Consider the following 24,801-nt stretch of genomic DNA (forward strand, 5'->3'; position numbering starts at 1 on the left):
GATTGAATTAAAATGTTTTAATTATTCTAGCCACACCTGATAAATCTGACTGATTTTCATAAAACTTTGTACCAACCCCGAGCTGTAGAGAATACCCTTTTTCAAATTCGAAATGCACTTGAGGTAAAATTAACAATTCCATTTCGTTATTATCCAAACCCTGAAAGGTAGGATCTGAGTTGTTTATTTCTAGACCAACTACAGTTTTTTTATTGATATCCGCAAATATCGAAGCATTTAACAGAATCGTATATTTTTTTTCTGCTGCATCATTTCCAGATTCAAGCATCAAACCAAATAAACCTATGGCACTCCAAACCTCATTAAATCGATAAGCGGGTACATATAAAAAGTTCAATTCCAATAAATCTAAATGCGTATACGACTCTCCTATCACTTGAATACCATGAATAAATTTATTGTTTTTTGAACTTCCCATCGTCCATTGAATAGCCATTTTATAGGCTTCCAATTCAAAATCATTCATAGGAAATTCTAATTCCACGGCAAAATTATCAAACAAAGCATATTCAATTTCGGGTGCCCATTCCACACCACGAATGGCACTGTTGTTTACAGGAAAATCAGCCAAAGCATTGATTTCTAACTCTCCTTTCTTTGCTCCTAACCCTCTTACCAAATCAAACATTAAAGGTTCAGGTATCTCCACAACATCATGTTCTTCTTGCGCAACAGCTCCTTGAAAAAACAAAGCACAAATTAAAACTAACCAATACATTTTTAAGCCAGACGAAAACCAGTTCAACATCATAATTATTTTAAATAGATAAAACTTTTACAAAAATACTTTTTTTTAAAGTCTTACTTTCCTAAAATACGTTAATAAGAAGTTATAAACTAACATAATTTGATATTGACAATTACCAAACCATTACAGATTACAAAAGAACTTCTAAGTGACATGTTACTAGTAAATTTACCTCAACAAAACTTTAATCCGCTATGCTGAATAATAAAAAGACCATCTATTATATGCTGAGTTTCTACATTGCTTCATTTTTTATGGCTTGTTCATCACCAGAAGAAAATGAAATTATTGAGAATATACCACCAGCTGAAAAAGTTTATGTAACAGGTGCAGAAACTATAATTCCGGATCATACATTGAAAATGTATTTGGATGAAAATTTTAGTCAGATGTATTTTTTAGATACCAAATTCAACGAAAGTCATGGAGGAAGTTATGTTTTAGAATATTTCGATGAAGGCGGACAAGGAATGGACTCTTACCCAAGTATCACTATTGGAAGTGTAAGTTTCGGAAATAATTATTGGGTTTCTGATAAAGCAGTAGTTGGAATGCCAGTACAATTGAAAGACATCTCTAATACTTTGACTTTTGATTTTAAAACAAGCCAATTAGAAGCTAATAACGCTGATGATAAATGGATGGCTTCTATCAACTTTATTTTTGATAATTATGGAACTGCAATAAGTGAACCTGTGGCTAGTGAACGAGATTACGATTTAGTAATTATGCACGCTCATCACAATTTCAATGATAGTGTTGAAGACAAACCGTTGGACGAAAATACTAAAAACACACATTGGTATTTCGCTAGAAACTCCGACAAAAGCTTGAAACCTTACCTCCTCACTATCGATGGAAAAACATATACTTATGCGGTTCGATATAAATTTTTTATCAATTCAGGAGATAAGAATAATAAAACTCACTTGAAATTTATCCCATACGGAAATACGGAGTTACCTGACATTTTAAAAATCAACGTAAAAGAAGTCATTCAAATCACTAAAGATTATTTGCCATATGTAAATCTCACACCTGAACTGAGAGCATTAGCCGAAACCAATATTGCTTTACCAAATACATGGCTTAAAAGCATCAATGCTGGATATGAAGTTTACACGGGAAACGCCACATTAAAGATTGAGCAGTTCAGAGTAAATCTATAATTTTATCAGAAAACATTATCCCTTGATACTTATTAAAAAACAAACTTTTAAAAAAACTCAGAAGATATAATCTTTTTTAGCTGCTACTCACTCCCCACAAATTTATTTTAAAGGAATAAACAAAGAATAAGCATTTCCCTCCATATCCAAGGCTGCCACGGTTAGAACCAAAGCCTCTCCATTTTCAACATAAATATAAGGTCGTTCCAAACGATGGACAGAAACTTCGGTACCGTCCGTTTTTTTAATTGCTTTATCCAATACTTTATAATGCTTCGCTTTCTCCCAATTTAAACTATCCGTGGAAGTAATCATTCCCATATAACCAAAAGCATGATAAATTCCATAATAGCGCTTCCTCTTTTGATCATACCAAATCGCAGGGTCTTCAGAATTCAAATTTCCTACAGCTGCTTTTGGTTGAATTTCCCAAGGACCAAGTGGACTTTTAGACAAGGCAATCGCTTGACTTCTTACCAATTCTGACTGGCTTGGTGAAATACCATTCGCATATGCTACATTTGGTTTATCGCCTCTTAAAATCATGATATAACCGCCTTCCGGTCTTTCCGCTAAAGCTGGGTTACAGGTAATTTGAGCAATCGGTCCGGCAGGTTCTACTAGCGGCTTATCAAAACGCTCCCATGGTCCATCAACACTGTTAGCAACAGCAACTCCAATACGTTGGTTTTCTCTTACCAATGCTCTATATTCATTTGAAATACCACTTTTCCTTGCCTGTTCCCATTCTGCAGATGATAATTCTCTATCCCCAACATTTGTAGACATATAATATAAATAATATTTCCCATCAAAATTTTTGATGCGGGGATTATGAGCTGTATGAGCATCCCAATATCCATTTCCTCTTCCTTTTAAAACCACTTCTTTAAACTTATATGGCCCCGCTGGATTCTCAGAAACGGCATGAGATACAATGCCATCTGTCAGCCAAGTACTAAACCCAAGCTTTTTTGACATTTGTGCATAAAACAAATGATATTTCCCATCTTTTGTTTTCACAATTGAAGACCCCCAATTGTGATAGTTTTTATCCCTTAAAATATTTATTTCTGATACTTCTTGTAGCTTAGATGCTAAATCCAAATCATCGGTAGAACCTTGAGCATTTGAATTCCAGGCTATAAAAAAAACGGCAATGATTAATATTTTATTCATGTATCCCTATATTTTAATTTTTGTAATCACTTTAGAATTCTTCAATAATTGAATTTCCACTTTCAGTTCCCCCAGAGGTCCATTTCCAAGATTCATGCAAACGGACTTTACCGTTAGATAGAATTTCAGGTATAGACTTGCATATACCCGACTTTAATTCTCCTTTAGTATTTATTTGATGATAACACATATCAATGGTACCATCCAAAGAAACAGAACCGAGCAACTGTCCTTTTATTACAGACCCTCCGCTGTAGGTTCCTTTTAAAATAGCTCCACTTTGATAATATAGAAAAACAGTTTCTTCTGTAGTTTCACCAAATTCAGAATTCGTAACCGCTCTAAATTTTTTATTGTTATAATTCATTTCATTTAATAGACAAAGCGCCTGAAGGACAAAGTCCTACTTGATGTTTTAATTGATCTGTAGTCGCTTGATTTATATTTACCCAAGGCACTTCATTAGGTTGGTAAACTTCTGGCAATGTTTTTACACAAACCGCAGCATGAATACATTTTTCAGGCTGCCACAATACGGTTATTTCTCCATTATTATATTCTTTAGATTTCATCATAAATAATTTACAATTGATTCTTTGTAAGTTACATATATTATTTCTTCTAAAAAAAAGAACTGCATTCTAGCTGAGAACCCAGTTCTTTTCACCCTTTAATCAATCCAATCAAAGATACTTGTGGCAATCTCTCTCCAGTTTTTTTCCTCGAGCATCCAATGAGCATTCTCTTTAAAAACTTTCAACTCAGCATTTCCTTTATACTTTTTGACTAACTTTTCTGCTATTTTTACAGGAGACGCTTTATCCTGCCCGCCTGACACAATCAAAACGGGAATTTTAATTTCTGAATATTTTATTTTGTTCGGCTTGTATCCAAAAACATTTTTAATCCAAATCATCTCTTTCAGTACAAGCCCTGATTCATCGACCATTTTATGGTATACCTCTTTTTGTTTTTTTGCTGACAAATTGCATAACATACCTTCTACCGCTTCTTCAAACGTAGGTTTGCCCGTATTCTCTTTCAAATGATCAATACTGTTAACCCATTTTACCGTTTTAATACTTTCAGAGGGGGGCATCATACCATAATTTACGGGAGGTGCTATCAAAACCAGTTTTGATGCAAGACCTTCCATTGCCAAACGTTGTGCAATAATACTCCCCATAGAATGAGCCACCAGAACAGGTTTGGCATCTTTTTTTTGAATTATTTCTCTCAACTGATCCACATAATCCTCCATACTTATTCCAGTTATTTCGTTTTTGGAATCCGGAGTATGTCCCAATAATGTAGGACTATCTACAAGAACCCCTTTTGATTTAAAATAAGACTCATAATGTGCCCAAACTTGACCCGTTGACCAGGCTCCATGGATAAAAACAACATTTTTATTTTCTGCTAGATTATTTTGAGATTGAACCGTAATTGCCAACAAGACTGCCACGAACAGACATACATTTTTTTTCATATTTATTTTATTTAAATAGTTATGAAACAAAAATAGCATGACAGCCAAGGCTATTCGATTATCCTATGGTAACTAATAAAATTATTTTTCCTTTCTAATTCGGCTCAAAGATTGTGGCGTGATTCCTAAATAAGATGCTATCAAATACTGAGGTACTCTTTGCACTAAAGAAGGTCTAGCATGAATTAATTTTTGGTATCTTTTTTTTGCATCATCCATTACTAAAGAAATAGATTTCTCCTGCCAATTTTTAAATAGCGATTCTGCAATCAAACGTCCAACTCGCTCAAAGTTTTGATGCTTATCATACAATTCGTAAAGATCTTTCCTGCGGATCACAAGTATTTCTGAATTCTCAATACAGCGAACATCTTTCTCTGCGTTTGTATTGTCAATAAAATTTTTATAATCGGCAATAAATTCATTTTCAAGAGAAAACTCATCAATAATTTCATCTCCTTCTTTGTGATACACGCACATCAAGGCTCCTTTTACGATAAACCCCAAATAATCACACTTTTTCCCTACATGAATAAAACATTGGTTTTTTGAGTAAACCTGCAGTTCGCATTTGGATAAAAATAATTTTAAATCCGAGCTTTCTAAAGGAATAAAATCCTGAATTGTATTTTCAACGAAGGGAGTCATAATTTTAAAAAAAAAGAAAAAATTTCAGCTTTTAAAATTAGTAATTAATTCTATGAACTAAAGAAATTTCTGAGGAAAAATATACATTTGCGACACAAAACATTTACATGACACAAACGCTACAAGATTTAAGAACTGGAAAATTATTAGGAGTAAAAACCTTAAAGCTCGCTTGCGACCTTGAAACCTTTCCTAATGAAATTTTTTCTTTAGCTGACACTCTAGAAATTTTAGATTTATCTGACAATAACTTATCCGAATTACCAGAAAACATAGATCAGTTAAAACATTTGAAAATTATTTTTTTCGCTAGAAATAAATTTACTGTTTTTCCAAAAGTATTGGCATCCTGTACGTCATTAAAAATGATAGGTTTTAAATCCAATCAAATAGAAACAGTTCCTGAAAACGCATTTCCAAAATTTTTAAATTGGCTGATTTTGACCGATAACAAAATCACAGTACTTCCTAAAAGCATTGGAAATTGCCATCTATTGCAAAAATTTCTAGTTGCAGGAAATCTGCTTTCAGAATTACCCGAGGAACTACAAAAGTGTACTCATTTAGAGTTATTAAGAATTGCGGCTAACAAGCTAAGCGCAATTCCAAAATGGTTGTTAGAAATGCCAAAACTGTCCTGGTTAGCCTTTGGTGGAAACAACATCCCTGTAGCAAATAATTTTGGTAACAAACTGACTGCTTACAATTTTGATGATTTTGAAATTAAAGAGATTTTAGGAGAAGGTGCTTCGGGAATTATCTCTAAAGCAAGCTGGAAATCTAAAAACAAAGAAGTTGCGCTAAAAATCTTTAGAGGTTCTGTAACGAGTGATGGCTTACCAGATGATGAAATGCAAGTTTCCATTGCCGCCGGCCAGCATAAAAACCTTATTCCTGTTCTTGGTAAAATAAAAGAGCAGCCTGAAGCTAAAAGTGGTCTTATTTTACAGTTAATTTCTGCAGAATATAAAAACTTAGGAAATCCACCAAGTCTAGAATCTTGCACACGTGACACCTTTGAAAAAGATAACAAATTAACAATTTTAGAAGTTTATCATTTATCAAAAAATATTGCTTCTGTTTCACATCATCTTCATACTAGAGGAATCAATCATGGCGACTTATATGCCCATAATATTTTAATAGCAGCCTCTAATAAATGTATCTTTAGTGATTTTGGAGCTGCTTCCTTTTATAAAAAAAACGATAAAGCCTGCAAAAATTTAGAAAAGATAGAAGTCAGAGCCTATGCTTGCTTTCTTGAGGATATTCTTGGACTTGTTACTTCTCAAGAAAAAATTTTTGGTTTAATACTCGACCTTGAAATATTGATAAATGATTGTAAGAATCCAATAGTTGAGCTTCGTCCAAATTTTAGAGAAATTTTAAAGATACTTAACGCATTACCCATTCCATCATAATGATCAAAAAGAACAACTCAATCTTTCAATTGCTTTTTTAACTTACTTAAAAACTCATGTGTAATCCCTAGATAACTTGCAATATGACGATCAGAAATTTTGGAACAAATGGTTGGGTAAGTCGTCAAAAAGTTAGAATATCGTTCTTTTGCTGTCAAAGAATTACTATGAATCAATCTCCTTTGCCAAGCAACCAAAGCTTTTTGTGACATAACTCTAAATAACTTTTCGATGGCAGGTAATTTTTCATACATCTCAAATTTATCACTTCTTTTGATAAGCAATACAGTGCTATCTTCCAAGGCCTGAATATTTAATTCTGATGGACTTTGATTTAAAAAGCTATCAATATCCATTACCCACCAATCCTTCGTGGCGAAATACAAAGTATTTTCATTTCCCTTTGAATCTATAGAAAACACCCTAAAACACCCACTTATCACAAATCCTTCAAATTTATAAACTTCCCCCTGCTTTAGAAGAAATTCTTTTTTACCAATTGTTTGAGAGCTAAATTTAGAACAAAACAAATCTTGATCTTCTTTTGATAACACAAGGTTCTTAGTAATATTCTTTTTTAATAATTCGTAGGACATTCAAATAAGGAATATGTATTTCGATAAAAATAATTTTTTTTATGGAAATACAGTTATTTTATTGAATCATATAACTGCATTTTATGATAATAATAAATTTCCAATGCATACCAACAAATCCTATTAGATAAAAAAAGCCTACTTTTAAAATTAAAAGCAGGCTGATAAAAAAACAATCTCTAAAATTACTTCACTATTAACTTTGTCTTAGATATTCTACCATTATTAGAGATCTCAACAAAATAAATTCCACCTAGAAAATCATCAATAGGAAAGTTTGTAATTTCCGTTTCACATTTAAAATCCTTTATCAGAACTCCTAAAACATCAAAAATGCGTACTCCACTTCCAATCGATGCATGAATATTTACAAAACTATTGGCAGGATTAGGATACACCAAGTTTTTCTCACTCTGTTCTTTTGATACGGATAAAATAGAACTTTCCACCAATTTATCTGTCGCTGGATTTTGAAGTAATGCTTCCATACTTAAATCATGTGTCATTCTCCCCAATCGATCCGCGTCCATATTATTACCTACAGTAATTTTTTCATTTTGAAACCCCGTGAAATTCAGCGTACCCAATTGGGTAAAAAGAGAAGTTTGTATAGTAGTAATCGTTAACTCCGAGATACCACTCGTATCCAAATTTAGAGTACTTGCCGTGTTGTATTTAACAACATTAATTGTTTGAAAAGCATTCAAATCAACAGTAATTGTTGTACCCGCAGGATGATTACTATTAATAGTTCCTAACATTGTATTAGCTCCGTTTATTTCAACGACACCACCACCAACGGTATTAAACTTTAGCACACCAGCTACCCCTCTTAGCTTTCCAGTTCCTGCACTTGTACCAATATTAGAAATCATCTTGTAACTTCCAGACTCAGCGGATTGATATTGCAAAGAGCCTGTGTGGCCAGATAAGTCAGCTAAATCTCCAAAGACCACATGAGAAGCACTACCCTTGTGAGTGGTCAAATTTCCTGTTCCAATTACATTACAATTAATTTCTAACGTGTTATCCGAATAATTTCTAATATTCAAATTTCCAATAATATCCAATGTTTTTCCCGCTGCAAATAAAATTTTATTACTTGCTTTTCCGGCAGAAGTATCTATATTTCCAACCGTCATAATTTTCACATCACAATCAATCGTTAGAAGAGCATTCATCGTATTTTTAATAGGTTTATCTGAATCCAGAGTCAGCACATTATTGACCTCTCCTGAGATCGTGTAATCACCACTTCCCCCCATCTCGATACTTCCAACCGTAACAGAAGCATCAATTGTTGGATTACCTGCGATAGTTGCAACTTCACCTGTTCCAGGTACAACACCACCGCTCCAATTATTAATATTGCTCCATAAAAATTTTCCTGAACCGTCCGCTTCTGTATCCGTAAAAGTTCCTTGTGCGTAACTTTCAAAAAACAATAAGTTTATTGAAATAATCATAATAACGTGTAGTAGTAGTTTTTTAGTCATAATTAAGTTTTTTAGATTTAATTTTAAATTACAAAAAAAAAATAATTCGACAAAAGCCCCCAATTAATTATAAACATTTGAAAAGAAGAACAAAAAAAAAGCCTCAAAACAAATGTTTTGAGGCTTTTGCGGTCTGGACGGGACTCGAACCCGCGACCCCCTGCGTGACAGGCAGGTATTCTAACCAGCTGAACTACCAGACCGTTGCTGTTAGCGGTTGCAAATATAGAACTTTATTTAGATGTAACAAGGGCTAACATCAAAAAAAATGAAATTATTTTTTATTAATCATTCTACAGCATTTCTCATAATCTTTAGGCGTATCGATATCAACAAATTCTGTATCCGTATGTAGCTGAAATACTGACGATTCATGTTTTTTCAATAATTCCTGCGCTCCCTTTTCACCTGATAATTGAATCAATTCATCAAAATATATTTTATCAAATAAAATCGGAACTACAGGTTTCTTTATATTCCTATAACCAGATGCGATGATTCCATGAACATTGTTGTCGAAATATTCAATCATTTTCAACAAATGCTTCGAGTTCAAAAATGGTTGGTCCGCTACCAATATTAAAACTCCATCATAACCATCTAATTTGCTTACTCCATGGGCTATCGATTTACCAATTCCCTCTGTCCACCCCGGATTAAAAACAGTCTGAATATTAAATTTTGACAACTCCTCTTCTACCACATCTTTTCCAGATCCAACAACAACAAAAACATCCTCAGGAAAAACAGAAATAGCCATAGCAACTACACTCCCCAAAAGTGTGCTACCTCTCCATTCTAGCAACTGCTTTTGACTTCCCATTCTAGAAGAGCTACCCGCTGCCAAGATCAAACATGCTATATTTCGTTTCATTTCCTTATTTGTAACTAGGTTTTACTCTTTTATTATGAATAGCTCCTTTTTTATCTTGCAATGACATCACTTTTTCATTCCTCACAACAGATAAAATTTCTGCAATAATAGAAATTGCAATTTCATGAGGCGTCTCAGCACCAATATTCAAACCAGCGGGACCATAAACTTTTTCAAAAAATGCTTCATCAACTTCAGGGTGGTATTCTAAATAAGCATGCAATAATTGTTCTCTTCTCTTAGCGGGTCCTAATAAGCCAATATAAACAGGTCTAGTATCTTTTAAAGCCTTTAAAAACAAAACATCTTTGGCAAAGTTATGAGACATGATAACCACAGCTGTTTCAACATCAATCAAGCTTGCATTAAATCCCTCTGGCGTACTTAGAATAACTTCAGAAGCACCAGGAAAATCCAAAATCGATTTTGAACTTTTAGGAGAACAAACAACCGTAACATCCCACCCTGTCGATGCCGCAATTTCACAAAGCTTAACAGTATCATGTTCACCTCCAAAAAGCACCAACTGAAAACATGGCTCCAATTTTTCTTCAAAACATTCCAATCTTGTGCTAGGTTTGATATGTCTATTTATACTAGTACTCCCTCCAGTATCAAAATGTATCATCGAACCCATAGGTAATTCTCCATTTTCAGATGAAAACCAAGACTGTATTACAAACCCGTTCCTTTTACAAAAGGAATCATGGATCAATTCAAGAGTTTCAGAATCCATATCCAATTCTTCTAACAAAACGAATAAAGTCCCTTCGCACCCAAGTCGAAACCTTCCATCATAAGTCATAATTTTCGCAACACCTGATTTAAATACAGATTGTGCTTGTAAAACAACTTCTTTTTCTACGCAGCCCCCACTTATTGCTCCGATTGTTTTTCCATCCTCAAACACCAACATCCTGGCTCCTTCTCGTCTATATGAAGAGCCTTCCACATGGACAACAGTAGCGAGAACCGACTTTTGTCCTGTCTCATTCACTTTAGAATAAGCATCTATTATTTTTCTAAATTCGTGTGTCATTATGCGTTTAATTTCAAGTTTTTAACAAAAGGTAATTTTCGTATTCTTTTTCCTGTGGCTGCTTCTATAGCATTCCCGATAGCACCACTTATTGGAGGTAAAGTAGGCTCTCCAAGACCTGTAGGATCCTCATCACTATCAATAAACGAACAAATAACTTCTGGTGTTTCCATCATTCTAATCAGTCGATACTGATCGTAATTTGAACTTTTGGGCTTTCCTTTTTCAAATTCAAAATCTCCATACAACGCATGTCCAGCTCCGTCAATAATACCTCCTACTACCTGATTATCTGCACCAAGGGGATTTACTACAACTCCACAATCAACCACACAATATACTTTTTTAACAACAGGTAACTCATCAATCATCTCAAGCTCTACCACCTCAGCAACATAGGAGAAATGACTATAATAAGCGCTAAACCCCTGATAAACTCCTTTTTTGCTTTTTCCCCAATTAGAAAGTTCTCTCACTTTTTTAATAACTGTAGTCATTCTTTCTACAGAATAGTTGACTTTTCCTTTTACATCCTTTAGCAATTCCAATCTATATGCTATTGGGTCTTTCTTTAAAGCTTTTGCCACCTCATCTAAAAAACTTTGTTCTGCGAATGCTAAAAAGTTAGAAACCGGTGCTCTCCAAAAACCAACAGTTACAGGACTTTCTATTTTTGCAACTCTAGCTTTATAGTTTGGAACTGCTCCAAACGGAAAATTCTGAGCATTATGACGATACATATTCCAATTCACCGCAGCTTCCGTTAATTGATAACCCGACATAGTCCCTTTCTGTAATGCTGCTTTAAAATTATATTTTACATTTGGCTTATATACTCCACCAGTCATATCATCCTCTCTAGTATACACCAATTTGATTGGTTTTTTCGCCTGATTAGATATAACTGCTGCATCTACCACAAAATCTCCATTTAAACGCCTACCGAAACCACCTCCCATTCTTGTCAATTCCAGCGTGATTTCTGAAACATCTCTATTTAATTTTTTAGCAACATTTTTAACAGAATTTTCCGGGGTTTGAACAGGACCCGCCAATAAAATTTTATCAGATTGTACATCCGCATAAAAATTCATTGGCTCCATACAGTTATGAGGTAAAAAAGAACTTTCATAAACCTCATCTAAAACGGAATCTGCAGTATGGAAGGCATTTTCAATATCTCCCTTTTTACGCAGTTCTTTAAATTCATTACCTGCCAAAAGTTTCAACATTTTAGCATCCCATTCAACAGTTCCTTCCAAGTCCTTATCTGAACTCCACTTTGCTATAATTAATTTCTTTGCTGAAAAAGCAGCCCAGGTGTTTTTTGCCACAACGGCAATATTATCGTCAAATTTCAAAACCTCTTCAACACCAGGATATTTTTTTGCTTCACTGACATCAAAACTAACTAAAGTTTGTCCAAAAGCAGGAGGACGCACCACTGCTGCATAAAACATCCCTTCTTTTCTATAATCTATTCCAAATAAAGGTGCTCCCTTTGTAATTTTTTCTACATCAACATTTCCTTTAGACTGACCAATTATGGAAAAATCTTTAGGTTCTTTTAATTTAACATTAACCGGTATTTCAAGTTTTGCTGCAGCAACAACCAACTTACCATAGCCCAGTTTTTTTCCATCGGAATGCAAAACATACCCTTTTCGTGTAATCAAACTATCGGCAGAAACATTCCATTGTATTGCAGCAGCATTTAATAACATTTGCCTTGCCGTTGCTCCTGTTTGCCTCAAGGGTTTCCAACCTCTTTTTATACTTTGACTTCCTCCGGCTACTTGCCTTTTAAAATTTTGCGTATCTAGTTTTGCTTGTACAACCTCAACATCATTCCAATCTACATCTAACTCTTCAGCAATAAGCATTGGCATAGATGTTTTTACTCCTTGACCAATCTCTGGATTTGGAGAATATATTGTTACTTTCCCTGTTTCAGCTATTTTAATAAAGGCATTAAAATCATGAAAATTTAATTTCTCAACTGAATTTGGTAACAAAGAATCTGGGTTTACAGCTTTTATTAGATTAAAACCAAACAAAATTCCACCACTGGCCAACAATGAAGTTTTCATAAATGACCTTCTATCTGTACTGTTTTGCATTGTTCCCATTATTTTTAAGAATTTGATTGTTTTTCTTTTGCTGCTAATAGAACCGCGTTTTCAATTCTATTATAAGCAGCACACCTACAAATATTACCATGCATTGCCTCTCTTACTTCCTCTCTTGTCGGGTTATTATTCTCTTCAATAAAGGCAGAAGCAGTCATTATTTGACCTGCTTGACAATACCCACATTGTGGTACATCTAATTCTTTCCATGCTTTTTGAATGGGATGATCATTATTTTTTGAAATCCCCTCAACAGTAGTGATTTCACTGCCAACTGCAGCAGATATAGGTAATAAACAGCTCCTAGTAGCACTCCCATTAAAATGTATAGTACACGCACCACATTGACCTATTCCACATCCAAACTTGGTTCCTACCATCCCCAGTTCATCTCTAAGAACCCATAGTAGTGGTGTATTTTCATCAACCTTTACCATCAAAGATTTTCCGTTGATTCGTAACTTAAACTTCTTCATAAATCGTTTTTATTTGAAATAATGCATTTGTAAAAAAACTGAATCACAAGTTATTAAATAAAATAAATAAAAAAGCAGGAATTTTTATTCCAACACTATTACTTAATTACCCAAATTTAATAATCAAACAAACTCATAAAGTACGAAATAGTTTAGCACAATTGATTAAACATCTAAAACAAAAAAGAACTATAAATTATATTTCAAAATAAACATGACAAACCTTGGCTGTACAAAATAACTACTACTAGTTACTGTGTTGGCAGCAATAGAAATATTATCTCTATTTAAGGACTTGGTATCTAATAGGTTTGTACCAGAAATAACATATTCCCAATGACTATCTGTCATTCTAAAGCTCAGTTCTGCACTTAAAAAGGCATACTTATTTGAAATAGTTTTTGCTTGATCATGATAATTGTAATAATCATAATCCGCAGTAAAAATAAAATGTTTCAAAAATTTAGCATCAATATTCACAAACGGTTTATCTGTATAATAGACACGATCACCATAATCATTCGTACTTTTCGTATAGCCCACTTTGATATTTGGAGCCTTGTTAAAATTTGTTCCTAGATCACCTCCATAGGCATAATTGTACACATTATTTGCAAACCATTCTCCATTTCTAATATTGTAATTTTTCGAATAATTTCCATTCGTACGCAAATTCACTTTTATCTTCCTAAAAGTTCTTCCATATCGAAACCTAGCTGATACGGTCTCATCAGGAAAAATAGAATTAATAGACGTTCTATCCTGTCCAATCCCATTAAATTCTGTATCTGTTTTTATAGTGTTTTCTTTCTTTGTGTAATCAATAGAGGCGTTGATATTTGTATAATTATACATGATGAAACTAAAATAACTCAACGAATATTTATGATAAACCGCACTTTCTAAATTTCTATTTCCAGCATAGACAGAATTGTAATTATTAAACAAAAGTCCCTCTGAAAGTTTTTTAATATCTGTAAACTGATTTGTCATATTATACCTAAAACGAAGACTTTCTGCTTTTTTAAATTGGTAATTCGCATAAAAATCAGGCAACATTCTATATTGTGAAGAACTGTTCTCAGACCCCAACTGCTCATCCTTTGTGGTATAAAGATGTAAAGAAACTCCTGGCTCAATGGTCATTTTTTTTCTTACGAATTTATAATGAAGCCCTGAATAAATATCAGAAAACTTAAATAACACATCGTTCACGTAACGATCTTCGTAAAACAAATTTTCAGAACCATCATCTAGAATCTGTAATAAACCTGAATTAAACTTTTGATTACTCAACAGAGTTCCCATCGTAAAATTCAAATGACTTTGGTTATTTAATACATAATAGTAATCTACTTTAGCATCTAGTCTACCTGTACTAATAACTTTATCTTGAAATAAATTATAGAACTCCTGTGCATTATCTAAAGGGGGAGTTAAGGAAGTATCTACATTTAAAACATCTGAAATTGAATTCAATATAGGCAGTTCTTTTTGATAAAGATACTGTCCTTCAAAAGCCAAGATATTCTTTGGATCGATAGTTTTATATATATTTAAATTCTGAGAAACAGAATAGGGGTCGTCATTGTTATCAGTAAGAATATACCCATTCCCCATATCATTCAACTCAGAACTTCTAAGAGAATTCTCTCCTTGCTCTGATTTTTTAATAAACAAATCATAATCCAATTGTAAGTCTACCGATGGTTTATAAACAGTACTAAACTTAAACAACCCCAATTTACTCTTCTGATCCGTAGCACTATTTATTTTTTCAATATCGTCGGTATCTTGGTAAGTTTTAGTAGTTAACTCTAACAAATCAGTTTGCGTACCAGAATAAATACCAAAACCACTTAATGAAACTTTCTTATTTGGATTATGATTGAAGTTAGCTGCACCAAATTGCGTATTCAATTCAAAGGCTTTATTATTTTGGGTTGTTGCCAAACCAACTGTATTACTATCAATATTCAAAGAGGTTCCTCCTCTTGAAGACAAATTCCTTAATCCACCTGTAAACCTATAGTAATCTCTATTCGTAAACGGAACTTGCCCTATATTATTAAAATCCGTTAGAATACTCACACTTGTTTTGGGACTATAAAAAAACACCTTCGGATGCACCAAATATCGATCTTCAACACCTGCACCGGCGGTTATTTCTCCAAACCAAAATTTATCCTTCCCTTTTTTCAATCTAATATTGATTGCGATAGAATCTTCATTGTTGGTAACTCCTTTCATTTGACTCACCTCATTATAATTCCTTAACACTTCTATCTTATCCAAGGCATTCGCAGGAATATTATCTACAGCGACCTTAGAATCACCATCAAAAAAATCCTTCCCTTCCACCATTACTTTCGAGACTCTTTTCCCTTCAATCTCAATTTCTCCATCGTCATTAATCTCTACTCCTGGTAATTTTTCTAACACATCTCCTAGCTTTCTTTCTGTTCCATTTCTAAAGGAGTCTGAATTATAAACAATCGTATCTCCTTTAATTGTCACAGGCATCTCATAAGCTATTTCCACCTCATCCAACAAATCCTTTGTTTCCTTTAATAGCACATCTTTAGACATATCATCTGTAACCCCTACAAGGTCAATGGATACAGTTTTAGTATCAAACCCCATATAACTTACCTTAAACTCATATACTTGACCAGCTTCTAGGCTTATGGAATACCGCCCCTTAGAATCTGTAATTGCGTACTCTGCCATTTCATTCGTTGATGAAGCAAAGGCAATAACATTTGCCATCTCTAAGCCACTTCCAATTGAATCTTTTACGATTCCTTTTATTTTGATAGTTTGCGCACAATTAACCCCAGAATAAAACAACAATAAAACAGCTAACCAATTTTTAAATCCTCTCATAAACTTATTGTTTTGGTCTGTTTCCGCCACCTCCTTGACGACCTTTTCTGAAACGCTCTCTCATTTCTATAGTTTTTTCCTCGACAATTTTATCAAACTCCTCTTCCGTAACTTTTTTACCTTTCTTGGGAGCTTTCAATTCTTTCTTTTCTTTCACATTCAACACTACCTTGGTACATATAACTTGTGTGTCACCTGCATTTACACTTAAAATTAACCCTGGTAATCCCCAATATTTATCAGGCCCCATAGAAACCGGTATTTCTGGTGAGTACCAAACGGCCACAATAGTTTTGGTTTGTAATGAATCTTTACTTTTCGCAAAAGGATTCTCTTTTTTATCAATCGAAGTAGTTGCTTTAAAACAAGTATACTTCCCTATCTTTTTTGTTTCCTTTTCTAACTTCCAAGCAAAAGGCTTCAATGGATCTTCCACTAAAAAATTTTTACCAAAAAACTCCACAGCTCTTTTGGATTCTTTTTTCGCGATATTTTTGTAGGTTTTCCCCATACTCGGTCCACCAAAAATAGAAGCAAACATAGCCCCTCTTCCTCCTTTATCTTGAGTCTCTAATTTTACTTCCTCTTCATAAATAGAGGCTACTTTATTAAAATTTAAAACAAATGTTTTTTGCATTGCCTTATCCATTCGTTCTTGCATACGCTTTTTAGCATCCTCTGGAATTTTTCTTGTTCCAAAATCAAATTGAAATTTAGTCTTTGACATATATACAGCTTCTCCTTGAAAATCTTGAGAAAATGAATAAAATGAAATCAGCATACAACCAATTCCTAGTAATAAGTTTTTCATAGTTGGGTTTTATTTTTAGTAACACTTCTTACTAAGACCAAAGAAACGCAACATGGTTTAATAAGTAACCTTAGTTTTTCAATAAAAGATTCTTAAGTTTTGTAACTTTGTTTTTATGCGATATTTATTATGTTTTTTTCACCTTCTCTATTCCATCAATTTCCACGGACAAACGCAAAGCAGTTTGGTAAAAAAAACAAAGCTCGAAGCGGATCATTTTATTGGATGTGATTATGACTTCAATTATTACTATTTCAGTAATACAATACTCTCAAAACAAACAAAAAACAACATCTTGTCGTACTCAAATTTTCTTTATGGAAATATTAGTTCGGTGGATATTACTAATCCCTTAAAAATTGTAGTTTTTTACCAAGAGTTTAATGTGGTAGTTCTTTTGGACAGCCAATTAAATGAAACCGATATTATTCAACTCCCTTATGACGTAAGTTTTGCAACCAAGGGAACGGCAAATCATCTTTGGCTTTTTACTACAAACACCAAAACCATAGAAAATTTTAATTTTAAAACTCAAACAGTCCTAGCTAAATCTCAACCATTAAAGAATGCAACCGTTTTGAATATGAAAAGTACCGAAAATAATGTTTTTATTCAAACTACAGAAGGAATTAGAACTTATGACTATTTAGGGAATTTTATAAAAAATTATAAAAACAAAAATCTAAAAGACTTTCAATACAACAATAGAGTGCTTTACACCTTACAAAACGATACTATTTTCAGAACAAAAAAGGTAGTTCAACCCATCACTTTTCCAGAACCATCTAATATTGAAAAATTCTACACTTTAAATAATCATTTCTTTATCTTTGACGGTTCTGAGCTATATCTTTTTTCTACTGATAAAAAATAATATCTTAGTACACTAAAACTACTATAAAAATCTATCTATGCACGTAGCGATAGCAGGAAATATTGGAGCTGGAAAAACAACTCTCACAGAACTTTTAGCAAAACATTACCATTGGGATGCGCATTTTGAAAATGCAGAAGACAATCCATACTTAGATGATTTTTATGGTGAAATGGAACGCTGGTCATTCAACCTTCAGGTTTTCTTTTTGAACAGTCGTTTTGATCAAATATTAAAAATTCAAAAAAGCGGTAAAAACATTATTCAAGATAGAACCATCTATGAGGATGCGAAAATATTTGCTCCTAACCTTCATGCAATGGGACTATTGACCAATAGAGACTACAGCAATTATTCCTCTTTGTTTGACTTGATGGAAAACCTAGTAACTCCTCCTGATTTACTGATCTATCTTAGAGCCGATATCAAAACATTGGTAGGCCAAATTCACAAACGAGGTAGAGCATATGAAAACAGCATTAGTATTGAATATCTAAGTAGACTGAATGAAAGATATGAAGCTTGGGCATCTCAATATGACAAAGGAAAATTATTAATAATTGATGTTGATCATATAGATTTTGTTGAAAACCAAGAAGACCTAGGAATGATCATTGATAAAATTGACGCTCAAATCCATGGGCTATTTTAAAACAAAAAAAAGGAACCTCAATTGAGATCCCTTTTTTCATATATTAAATCATGGAATTAACAGTCAGATTCATCTTTCACTGATGTAATTATTTGAACTGTTTTTTCTATTTCGTACATAAAAGAAACTGTTTGAATTACTTCTTTTTCCTCTAAGACTTCTTCAGAAGTAATTTCTGAAGGAATAACCAATTCAATAGCTGGTTTTTCAGCTTCTTTCTTTTTAATATAATCTGCTACTGCAGTATCATTCGCAATACTAGGAGCAATTACCAAGGCTACTACAGACATCAGTTTTAATAAAATATTTAAAGACGGACCAGAAGTATCTTTGAAGGGATCTCCAACTGTATCTCCAACTACAGCAGCTTTGTGAGCATCTGTACCTTTTCTTCCTTGTTCTTCGATCGTTTTTTTAGCATTATCCCAAGCACCTCCAGCATTGGATTGAAAAATCGCCATCAATACACCACAAGTAGTCACACCTGCTAACAAGCCTCCTAGCATTTCAGGACCACCTATAAATCCAATCGCAACCGGAACCACAATAGCTAAAACTCCTGGCAATACCATTTCTTTCAAAGAAGCCTTTGTAGAGATGTCCACACATTTATCATATTCTGCCACACCATCCGCAGCATCAAAAATAGATCTATCCTCATCTGATGCTTTTGACATATCAGAATCATATTTCCTCATAATCTCCAAAGCAGCTTTCAAAGCAGGAATGTCTCTAAATTGACGTCTCACTTCTTCAATCATTGCCATCGCAGCTCTACCTACAGCATTCATAGACAACGCAGAAAAAACAAATGGCAACATACCACCTATTAATAAACCTGCCATGATAAGTGGTCTGGAAACGTCAATCGCAACTACATTTGCTGTTTTCATATAAGCAGCAAACAAAGCTAAAGCCGTTAACGCTGCAGAAGCAATTGCAAACCCTTTTCCAATCGCTGCGGTAGTATTCCCAACCGCATCTAACTTATCTGTTCTTTCTCTTACTTCACTTGGCAACTCTGCCATTTCCGCAATTCCACCGGCATTATCAGAAATAGGCCCATAAGCATCCACAGCCAATTGAATTCCCGTATTCGCAAGCATCCCTACTGCCGCAATAGCAATACCATACAATCCTGCAAAATAATGAGATACTATAATAGCAGCCGCAATCAATATAATCGGCACAGCAGTTGACATCATTCCTACCCCTAAACCTGCTATAATATTCGTTGCAGATCCTGTTTCTGATTGAGTGATAATTGATTTCACAGGTTTAAACCCAGTTCCCGTATAATATTCCGTTACTTTTCCGACAGCCAATCCAGCAACTAATCCAGCAATGGTAGCCCAAAAGACTCCCATCGCCCCAAAAGGCAATCCGGAAATACTTTCTGGCAACAAACTATTGATAATAAAATAAGAAGCTACCACCATCAAACCTGCAGAACCAAATTCTCCAATATTTAATGCAGCATGAGGAGACCCTCCATCTTTAACTTTCACAAAAAACGTACCTATAATTGACATTACAATTCCTACTGCAGCTAATACAAGTGGTAAATATACCGCACCAAGACCATTGAAGTCAGGCGTTACAATAAAAGCTCCTAGAACCATTGTACCAATAATAGAACCTACATAAGATTCAAATAAATCTGCTCCCATACCAGCAACATCTCCTACATTATCACCTACATTATCTGCAATTGTAGCTGGATTTAAAGGATGATCTTCAGGAATCCCTGCTTCTACCTTTCCTACTAAATCCGCACCAACATCAGCTGCCTTTGTATATATACCTCCACCCACACGCGCAAATAACGCAATAGAAGATGCTCCTAAAGAAAAGCCTGAAAGTACGTTTAAGACTTCATTCAGTCCCCATCCTTGAGCACTATACACCATAAACAAACCACTTAAGCCTAATACTCCAAGTCCAACAACTCCAAGTCCCATTACAGCCCCTCCTGCAAAAGCAACCTCAAGAGCCTTTCCTAATGAAGTTCTGGCTGCTTGTGTTGTTCTAACATTGGCTTTAGTTGCTACTCTCATACCTATAAAACCAGCTAAAGCCGAACAAATAGCACCAACGATAAAGGACACGGCTACCATTCCATTGGAATCTGCTTCTGAACTCCCTTTAAAATAAAGTAATACTGCAACAGCCAAAACGAAGATCGAGAGCATTTTGTATTCTGCCTTTAAAAAAGACATGGCACCATCTGCAATATTCCGTGCAATTTGTGCCATTTTTTCACTTCCTTCATCTTGTTTTGAAACCCATGTGTTTTTCAAGAACACAAAGGCTAAAGCCAATACCCCGAACAGAGGTAAATAATTTACGATTAATTCCATCATGTAATAAATTTTGATTTAAATATTAATTTTTGGTTTAGTTGTTTCTAAAATAGGGAAATATAATAGACAAAAAAAACACCGTGTCTAAATTAATAAACACGGTGTTTTCATTTTATGAGAAAAATCACATTAAATTGTAAAGTTTCCTTTCTTTTTATCTTCACTATTCTCATAGCGTTCTACACATTCTTCGTAGATCTGAATAGCAGCTTCAGCATTACCCCAACCGCCTGTATCTACTTTTTTCTTTTCTAAGTCTTTGTAAACTTTAAAGAAATGCTCAATTTCTTTTAATCTATGAGGATTTAAATCAGAAATATCTTCCTTATTACTCCAAATAGGATCTGAAACAGGAACACAAATAATTTTCTCATCCGGTCCTTTTTCATCTGTCATATAGAAAACACCAATTGGACGAACCTCCATTACAACCATTGGGTAGGTTGGCTGATGTCCTAATACTAAAACATCTAAAGGATCACTATCCAATGCTAATGTTTCAGGTACGAATCCATAATCTCCTGGATACATCATAGAAGAAAATAACATTCTATCGAAACGGATTTTATGCAAATCGAAGTCATATTCATATTTGTTTCTACTCCCTTTTGGGATCTCTATTAAGACATCGAAAGTTTTTGGTGAATTTACACTCATAGTTTGATTTTATTTGATTGCTTACTAATTTCCCGTAAAAATAGACAAATTAAGTATTCTGCAAATCAAATAGACAAAAATTTACTCCAACGTTTTCTTACTGTTTTAAATGTAAAATTAATAGCAATAAAACTATCATTTTACATTTAATCATTAAATCAAAAAAAGAGCCTTTTTTCAAAATTGAAAAAAGGCTCTTTCTTAAACTATTAAAGTTTTTACTTCACGTATAAAACTTCTTTTACTTCTTTAATTACATCTGTATAATCTGGCAACCATTCTGCCAATAAAACAGGAGAATAAGGAGCTGGTGTATCAGCAGTATTAATTCTCTTGATCGGAGCATCTAAATAGTTAAATGCCTTCTCTTGCACTTGGTAAGTAATCTCAGTAGAAATATTACCATAAGGCCAAGCCTCTTCCAATATAACTAATCTATTTGTTTTCTTAACAGACTCGATAATAGCATCAATATCTAAAGGACGAATTGTTCTCAAGTCGATAATCTCGCAAGAAATCCCTTCTTTTGCCAATTCATCAGCAGCTTTGTATGCCTCTTTGATAATTTTACCAAAAGACACAATCGTTACATCAGTACCTTCTCTTTTCGTATCAGCAACACCTAAAGGAATAATGTACTCACCTTCTGGCACTTCACCTTTATCACCATACATTTGCTCTGACTCCATAAAGATTACAGGATCATTATCACGAATTGAAGCTTTCAATAAACCTTTTGCGTCATACGGGTTAGATGGTACAACAACCTTCAAACCTGGTGTATTTGCAAACCAGTTTTCAAATGCTTGTGAATGCGTAGCTCCTAATTGACCTGCAGATGCAGTAGGACCTCTGAATACAATCGGACAAGGAAATTGTCCACCTGACATTTGACGAATTTTAGCTGCATTGTTAATTATCTGGTCGATACCTACCAAAGCAAAGTTGAATGTCATGTATTCAACAATTGGTCTGTTACCTGTCATAGTAGATCCAACAGCAATACCACCAAAACCTAACTCGGCAATCGGTGCATCTATTACTCTTTTTTCTCCAAATTCATCTAACATTCCTTTTGAAGCTTTATATGCTCCATTATATTCGGCAACCTCTTCACCAATCAAGTACACGCTTTCGTCCAAACGCATTTCTTCGCTCATCGCTTCGCAAATCGCTTCTCTAAATTGTATTGTTTTCATTGTAGTCATCTTTATGAGACAGCAAAAATAAGGATTTTCAGTTCATAATTGTTAATTAGTTCTCAAAAAAAAAATATTTTCAAGAAATCATATTATTCTTTCACTAAAAAAAATATGTTATCGGAATATTTTTTAAATTATCAATAAAATAAAAGTGTTATATTTATGAAAAACCAAAAAATCCAAAGCCAAAAATGCTGAGATTACTTTAATTATTGTATTGATAAAAATAGATACTCTTCCTTATTAAAATTACATTTTACTAAAATTTTAAGTACCTTCGCATTACTTATTAAATAACATTACAAGTCCTTATAACTATGAAAATATTAGTGTGTATAAGTCATGTTCCGGATACGACTTCCAAAATAAATTTCTCAGCAGATGGTGCTGAATTTGACACAAATGGTGTACAATACGTTATCAACCCATACGACGAATTTTCATTAGCTCGTGCTATGTGGTTTAAAGAAAAGCAAGGAGCTAGTGTAACAGTGATTACTGTAGGTGATGCTTCTACAGAGCCTTCTTTAAGAAAATCTTTAGCTATAGGAGCTGATGATGCGATTAGAATTGATGCTGAAGCTACAGATGGTTTTGCCGTTGCCAAACAACTTGCGGAGGTGGTGAAAGGTAATAGTTATGATTTGATCCTTATGGGAAGAGAATCTATCGATTATAATGGAGCCATGGTACCTGGAATTTTAGCTACATTAATCGATTATAATTTTATAAACGCTTGTGTTGGTTTGGAAATTGAAGGTTCTAATGCAACAGCAACAAAAGAAATTGATGGCGGGACAGAAAGTTTGTCTAGTTCATTACCTTTAGTAGTTGCAGGTCAAAAAGGACTAGTAGAAGAAAAAGACCTGAGAATCCCTAATATGAGAGGAATTATGATGGCTCGTAAAAAACCATTGGCTATAGTTCCAAGCAACAATGCCGAAGCACTTACTAAAGCTGTTAAATTTGACAAACCTGAAGAAAAAGGAGCTTGTAAAATGGTAGATGCTGGAGCCATTGATGAATTAATTGATCTTTTACACAACGAAGCTAAAGTTATCTAATTAGAGATAACTAAAAAAAATACGTTAACTTAATAACACATAGTATATGTCTGTATTAGTTTTTGCCGAATCATCGGAAGGAAAATTTAAAAAAATTGCATTTGAGGTTGTTTCTTATGGAAAAAAAGTAGCTGCTCAATTAGGAACTCAATTAGTAGCGCTGACCATCAATGCAGATAATGCTTCAGAAGTAGCTAGCTACGGAGCAGATAAAATTATCAAAGTATCTAATAGTGAATTAGCTTCTTTTAACGCCAAAATTACTGCTTCTATTATTGAGCAAGCTGCCACAAAAGAAAATGCAGAAGTCGTTATCATTGATTCTAGTTCAAACGGCTTGTATTTAGCTCCTATTGTTGCTGCAAAATTAGAAGCCGGATATGCTTCTAACGTAATTGCAGAGCCTAGTGCTACCGCTCCTTTTACTATAAAAAGAAAGGCTTTTTCTAACAAAGCTTTTAACCATACTGAAATTTCAAGTGCGATTAAAGTATTAGGACTGGCTAAAAACTCTATTGGACTTATTGAAAATCCAGCGACAGCTGAAGAAGAAGATTTTTCACCTGAAATTATTACATCAGGAGTAAGCTCAACTAGCATCAATAAAAGTGCGGGAAAAGTTTCTATTGCAGATGCAGATGTAGTTGTTTCTGGTGGTAGAGGTTTGAAAGGCCCTGAAAACTGGAATTTGATCGAAGATCTTGCTGATGTTTTAGGTGCTGCTACCGCATGTTCTAAACCTGTTTCTGATCTTGGTTGGAGACCACATGGTGAACATGTTGGACAAACAGGAAAACCTGTTGCTTCAAATTTATACATCGCGATAGGAATTTCCGGTGCCATTCAACACTTAGCAGGTGTGAATGCATCAAAAGTAAAAGTAGTTATCAACACAGACCCTGAAGCACCATTTTTTAAGGCTGCAGATTACGGAATTGTTGGTGATGCGTTTGAAGTTGTTCCACAACTTATTGAAAAACTAAAAGAATTTAAGTCGAAAAACTAAC

At 34.0% G+C, this 24,801-nt stretch carries 23 protein-coding genes and 1 tRNA gene; 6 read left to right on the top strand and 18 right to left on the bottom strand.

Going from position 1 to position 24,801, the window contains the following annotated elements; translation table 11 throughout:
- Window positions 1–7 precede the first annotated feature (7 nt).
- Window positions 8–739, bottom strand: a complete 732-nt coding sequence (locus AC2DZ0_RS07495) for a hypothetical protein (protein WP_484644695.1) — start codon at window positions 737–739, stop codon at window positions 8–10.
- Window positions 740–963: 224 nt separating this feature from the next.
- Between AC2DZ0_RS07495 and AC2DZ0_RS07500 the strand changes: the two genes are divergently transcribed.
- A complete protein-coding gene (locus tag AC2DZ0_RS07500; RefSeq protein WP_484644697.1) occupies window positions 964–1,938 on the top strand; it encodes a hypothetical protein in 975 nt (324 codons plus the stop codon).
- 102 nt (window positions 1,939–2,040) lie between these two features.
- Here AC2DZ0_RS07500 and AC2DZ0_RS07505 read toward each other — a convergent pair whose 3' ends face one another.
- The 5 genes from AC2DZ0_RS07505 to AC2DZ0_RS07525 all read right to left on the bottom strand — a co-directional run bounded on the left by AC2DZ0_RS07505 (window position 2,041) and on the right by AC2DZ0_RS07525 (window position 5,254).
- The gene (locus tag AC2DZ0_RS07505; RefSeq protein ID WP_484644698.1) at window positions 2,041–3,117 is read right to left on the bottom strand and encodes a glycoside hydrolase family protein; all 1,077 of its coding nucleotides are present in this window, start codon (window positions 3,115–3,117) and stop codon (window positions 2,041–2,043) included.
- 31 nt (window positions 3,118–3,148) lie between these two features.
- A complete protein-coding gene (locus AC2DZ0_RS07510) occupies window positions 3,149–3,484 on the bottom strand; it encodes an avidin-fold protein (RefSeq protein ID WP_484644699.1) in 336 nt (111 codons plus the stop codon).
- Between the two features lies 1 nt (window position 3,485).
- Entirely contained in the window at window positions 3,486–3,689 is a 204-nt protein-coding gene (locus AC2DZ0_RS07515; protein WP_484644701.1) for a (4Fe-4S)-binding protein, read from the bottom strand.
- 98 nt (window positions 3,690–3,787) lie between these two features.
- Window positions 3,788–4,606: an alpha/beta hydrolase gene (locus AC2DZ0_RS07520; RefSeq protein ID WP_484644702.1), complete on the bottom strand. Its 819-nt coding sequence runs from the start codon at window positions 4,604–4,606 to the stop codon at window positions 3,788–3,790.
- An 81-nt stretch (window positions 4,607–4,687) separates the two neighbouring features.
- Window positions 4,688–5,254 carry a Crp/Fnr family transcriptional regulator gene (locus AC2DZ0_RS07525; protein WP_484644703.1) on the bottom strand — a complete coding sequence of 189 codons (567 nt, stop codon included), beginning with the start codon at window positions 5,252–5,254 and terminating at the stop codon, window positions 4,688–4,690.
- 107 nt (window positions 5,255–5,361) lie between these two features.
- Between AC2DZ0_RS07525 and AC2DZ0_RS07530 the strand changes: the two genes are divergently transcribed.
- Window positions 5,362–6,675, top strand: coding sequence for a leucine-rich repeat-containing protein kinase family protein (locus tag AC2DZ0_RS07530; RefSeq protein WP_484644704.1), 1,314 nt, complete (start codon window positions 5,362–5,364; stop codon window positions 6,673–6,675).
- A 17-nt stretch (window positions 6,676–6,692) separates the two neighbouring features.
- Here AC2DZ0_RS07530 and AC2DZ0_RS07535 read toward each other — a convergent pair whose 3' ends face one another.
- The 9 genes from AC2DZ0_RS07535 to AC2DZ0_RS07575 form a co-directional block, all read right to left on the bottom strand.
- Window positions 6,693–7,271, bottom strand: coding sequence for a Crp/Fnr family transcriptional regulator (locus AC2DZ0_RS07535; protein ID WP_484644706.1), 579 nt, complete (start codon window positions 7,269–7,271; stop codon window positions 6,693–6,695).
- Between the two features lie 185 nt (window positions 7,272–7,456).
- Complete coding sequence (locus AC2DZ0_RS07540; protein ID WP_484644707.1) at window positions 7,457–8,767, bottom strand: T9SS type A sorting domain-containing protein; 1,311 nt, start codon at window positions 8,765–8,767, stop codon at window positions 7,457–7,459.
- Between the two features lie 129 nt (window positions 8,768–8,896).
- Window positions 8,897–8,970, bottom strand: a tRNA-Asp gene (locus AC2DZ0_RS07545).
- A 71-nt stretch (window positions 8,971–9,041) separates the two neighbouring features.
- Entirely contained in the window at window positions 9,042–9,641 is a 600-nt protein-coding gene (locus AC2DZ0_RS07550; RefSeq protein WP_484644708.1) for a nucleotidyltransferase family protein, read from the bottom strand.
- Window positions 9,642–9,645: 4 nt separating this feature from the next.
- Window positions 9,646–10,680: an XdhC family protein gene (locus AC2DZ0_RS07555; protein ID WP_484644710.1), complete on the bottom strand. Its 1,035-nt coding sequence runs from the start codon at window positions 10,678–10,680 to the stop codon at window positions 9,646–9,648.
- On the bottom strand, window positions 10,680–12,809 hold the full coding sequence (locus tag AC2DZ0_RS07560) for a xanthine dehydrogenase family protein molybdopterin-binding subunit (RefSeq protein WP_484644711.1): 2,130 nt from the start codon (window positions 12,807–12,809) through the stop codon (window positions 10,680–10,682). The genes AC2DZ0_RS07555 and AC2DZ0_RS07560 overlap by 1 nt, the downstream gene beginning before the upstream one ends.
- A 5-nt stretch (window positions 12,810–12,814) precedes the next feature.
- Window positions 12,815–13,285: a (2Fe-2S)-binding protein gene (locus AC2DZ0_RS07565; RefSeq protein WP_484644712.1), complete on the bottom strand. Its 471-nt coding sequence runs from the start codon at window positions 13,283–13,285 to the stop codon at window positions 12,815–12,817.
- Between the two features lie 189 nt (window positions 13,286–13,474).
- Window positions 13,475–16,171 (bottom strand): TonB-dependent receptor, encoded by a 2,697-nt coding sequence (locus AC2DZ0_RS07570; RefSeq protein WP_484644713.1) that lies wholly within the window; start codon window positions 16,169–16,171, stop codon window positions 13,475–13,477.
- Window positions 16,172–16,175: 4 nt separating this feature from the next.
- On the bottom strand, window positions 16,176–16,982 hold the full coding sequence (locus tag AC2DZ0_RS07575) for a GLPGLI family protein (RefSeq protein ID WP_484492420.1): 807 nt from the start codon (window positions 16,980–16,982) through the stop codon (window positions 16,176–16,178).
- A 295-nt stretch (window positions 16,983–17,277) separates the two neighbouring features.
- Here AC2DZ0_RS07575 and AC2DZ0_RS07580 point away from each other — a divergent pair, with 295 nt between their 5' ends.
- Together AC2DZ0_RS07580 and AC2DZ0_RS07585 are read left to right on the top strand one after the other, a co-directional pair.
- The gene (locus AC2DZ0_RS07580; RefSeq protein WP_484644714.1) at window positions 17,278–17,856 is read left to right on the top strand and encodes a hypothetical protein; all 579 of its coding nucleotides are present in this window, start codon (window positions 17,278–17,280) and stop codon (window positions 17,854–17,856) included.
- A gap of 37 nt (window positions 17,857–17,893) precedes the next feature.
- On the top strand, window positions 17,894–18,508 hold the full coding sequence (locus AC2DZ0_RS07585; protein WP_484644716.1) for a deoxynucleoside kinase: 615 nt from the start codon (window positions 17,894–17,896) through the stop codon (window positions 18,506–18,508).
- A gap of 56 nt (window positions 18,509–18,564) precedes the next feature.
- Here the strand turns inward: AC2DZ0_RS07585 and AC2DZ0_RS07590 are convergent, their stop codons facing one another.
- The 3 genes from AC2DZ0_RS07590 to AC2DZ0_RS07600 form a co-directional block, all read right to left on the bottom strand.
- Entirely contained in the window at window positions 18,565–20,868 is a 2,304-nt protein-coding gene (locus AC2DZ0_RS07590) for a sodium-translocating pyrophosphatase (RefSeq protein WP_484644829.1), read from the bottom strand.
- Between the two features lie 132 nt (window positions 20,869–21,000).
- Window positions 21,001–21,528 carry an inorganic diphosphatase gene (locus tag AC2DZ0_RS07595; RefSeq protein WP_484492423.1) on the bottom strand — a complete coding sequence of 176 codons (528 nt, stop codon included), beginning with the start codon at window positions 21,526–21,528 and terminating at the stop codon, window positions 21,001–21,003.
- A 218-nt stretch (window positions 21,529–21,746) separates the two neighbouring features.
- A complete protein-coding gene (locus AC2DZ0_RS07600; RefSeq protein ID WP_484492424.1) occupies window positions 21,747–22,727 on the bottom strand; it encodes a pyruvate dehydrogenase complex E1 component subunit beta in 981 nt (326 codons plus the stop codon).
- Between the two features lie 320 nt (window positions 22,728–23,047).
- Here AC2DZ0_RS07600 and AC2DZ0_RS07605 point away from each other — a divergent pair, with 320 nt between their 5' ends.
- The gene (locus AC2DZ0_RS07605; protein WP_484644717.1) at window positions 23,048–23,794 is read left to right on the top strand and encodes an electron transfer flavoprotein subunit beta/FixA family protein; all 747 of its coding nucleotides are present in this window, start codon (window positions 23,048–23,050) and stop codon (window positions 23,792–23,794) included.
- A 46-nt stretch (window positions 23,795–23,840) separates the two neighbouring features.
- The gene (locus AC2DZ0_RS07610) at window positions 23,841–24,800 is read left to right on the top strand and encodes an electron transfer flavoprotein subunit alpha/FixB family protein (RefSeq protein WP_484644719.1); all 960 of its coding nucleotides are present in this window, start codon (window positions 23,841–23,843) and stop codon (window positions 24,798–24,800) included.
- Window position 24,801: the final 1 nt, after the last annotated feature.

It is taken from the genome of Flavicella sp. IMCC45668 (assembly GCF_057219105.1).

Excerpts from the sequence above, each read along its gene's own strand:
- AC2DZ0_RS07495 (WP_484644695.1), bottom strand. The coding sequence starts at position 739 with ATGTATTGGTTAGTTTTAATTTGTGCTTTGTTTTTTCAAGGAGCTGTT.
- AC2DZ0_RS07500 (WP_484644697.1), top strand. The coding sequence starts at position 964 with ATGCTGAATAATAAAAAGACCATCTATTATATGCTGAGTTTCTACATT.
- AC2DZ0_RS07505 (WP_484644698.1), bottom strand. The coding sequence starts at position 3,117 with ATGAATAAAATATTAATCATTGCCGTTTTTTTTATAGCCTGGAATTCA.
- AC2DZ0_RS07510 (WP_484644699.1), bottom strand. The coding sequence starts at position 3,484 with ATGAATTATAACAATAAAAAATTTAGAGCGGTTACGAATTCTGAATTT.
- AC2DZ0_RS07515 (WP_484644701.1), bottom strand. The coding sequence starts at position 3,689 with ATGAAATCTAAAGAATATAATAATGGAGAAATAACCGTATTGTGGCAG.
- AC2DZ0_RS07520 (WP_484644702.1), bottom strand. The coding sequence starts at position 4,606 with ATGAAAAAAAATGTATGTCTGTTCGTGGCAGTCTTGTTGGCAATTACG.
- AC2DZ0_RS07525 (WP_484644703.1), bottom strand. The coding sequence starts at position 5,254 with ATGACTCCCTTCGTTGAAAATACAATTCAGGATTTTATTCCTTTAGAA.
- AC2DZ0_RS07530 (WP_484644704.1), top strand. The coding sequence starts at position 5,362 with ATGACACAAACGCTACAAGATTTAAGAACTGGAAAATTATTAGGAGTA.
- AC2DZ0_RS07535 (WP_484644706.1), bottom strand. The coding sequence starts at position 7,271 with ATGTCCTACGAATTATTAAAAAAGAATATTACTAAGAACCTTGTGTTA.
- AC2DZ0_RS07540 (WP_484644707.1), bottom strand. The coding sequence starts at position 8,767 with ATGACTAAAAAACTACTACTACACGTTATTATGATTATTTCAATAAAC.
- AC2DZ0_RS07550 (WP_484644708.1), bottom strand. The coding sequence starts at position 9,641 with ATGAAACGAAATATAGCATGTTTGATCTTGGCAGCGGGTAGCTCTTCT.
- AC2DZ0_RS07555 (WP_484644710.1), bottom strand. The coding sequence starts at position 10,680 with ATGACACACGAATTTAGAAAAATAATAGATGCTTATTCTAAAGTGAAT.
- AC2DZ0_RS07560 (WP_484644711.1), bottom strand. The coding sequence starts at position 12,809 with ATGGGAACAATGCAAAACAGTACAGATAGAAGGTCATTTATGAAAACT.
- AC2DZ0_RS07565 (WP_484644712.1), bottom strand. The coding sequence starts at position 13,285 with ATGAAGAAGTTTAAGTTACGAATCAACGGAAAATCTTTGATGGTAAAG.
- AC2DZ0_RS07570 (WP_484644713.1), bottom strand. The coding sequence starts at position 16,171 with ATGAGAGGATTTAAAAATTGGTTAGCTGTTTTATTGTTGTTTTATTCT.
- AC2DZ0_RS07575 (WP_484492420.1), bottom strand. The coding sequence starts at position 16,982 with ATGAAAAACTTATTACTAGGAATTGGTTGTATGCTGATTTCATTTTAT.
- AC2DZ0_RS07585 (WP_484644716.1), top strand. The coding sequence starts at position 17,894 with ATGCACGTAGCGATAGCAGGAAATATTGGAGCTGGAAAAACAACTCTC.
- AC2DZ0_RS07590 (WP_484644829.1), bottom strand. The coding sequence starts at position 20,868 with ATGGAATTAATCGTAAATTATTTACCTCTGTTCGGGGTATTGGCTTTA.
- AC2DZ0_RS07595 (WP_484492423.1), bottom strand. The coding sequence starts at position 21,528 with ATGAGTGTAAATTCACCAAAAACTTTCGATGTCTTAATAGAGATCCCA.
- AC2DZ0_RS07600 (WP_484492424.1), bottom strand. The coding sequence starts at position 22,727 with ATGAAAACAATACAATTTAGAGAAGCGATTTGCGAAGCGATGAGCGAA.
- AC2DZ0_RS07605 (WP_484644717.1), top strand. The coding sequence starts at position 23,048 with ATGAAAATATTAGTGTGTATAAGTCATGTTCCGGATACGACTTCCAAA.
- AC2DZ0_RS07610 (WP_484644719.1), top strand. The coding sequence starts at position 23,841 with ATGTCTGTATTAGTTTTTGCCGAATCATCGGAAGGAAAATTTAAAAAA.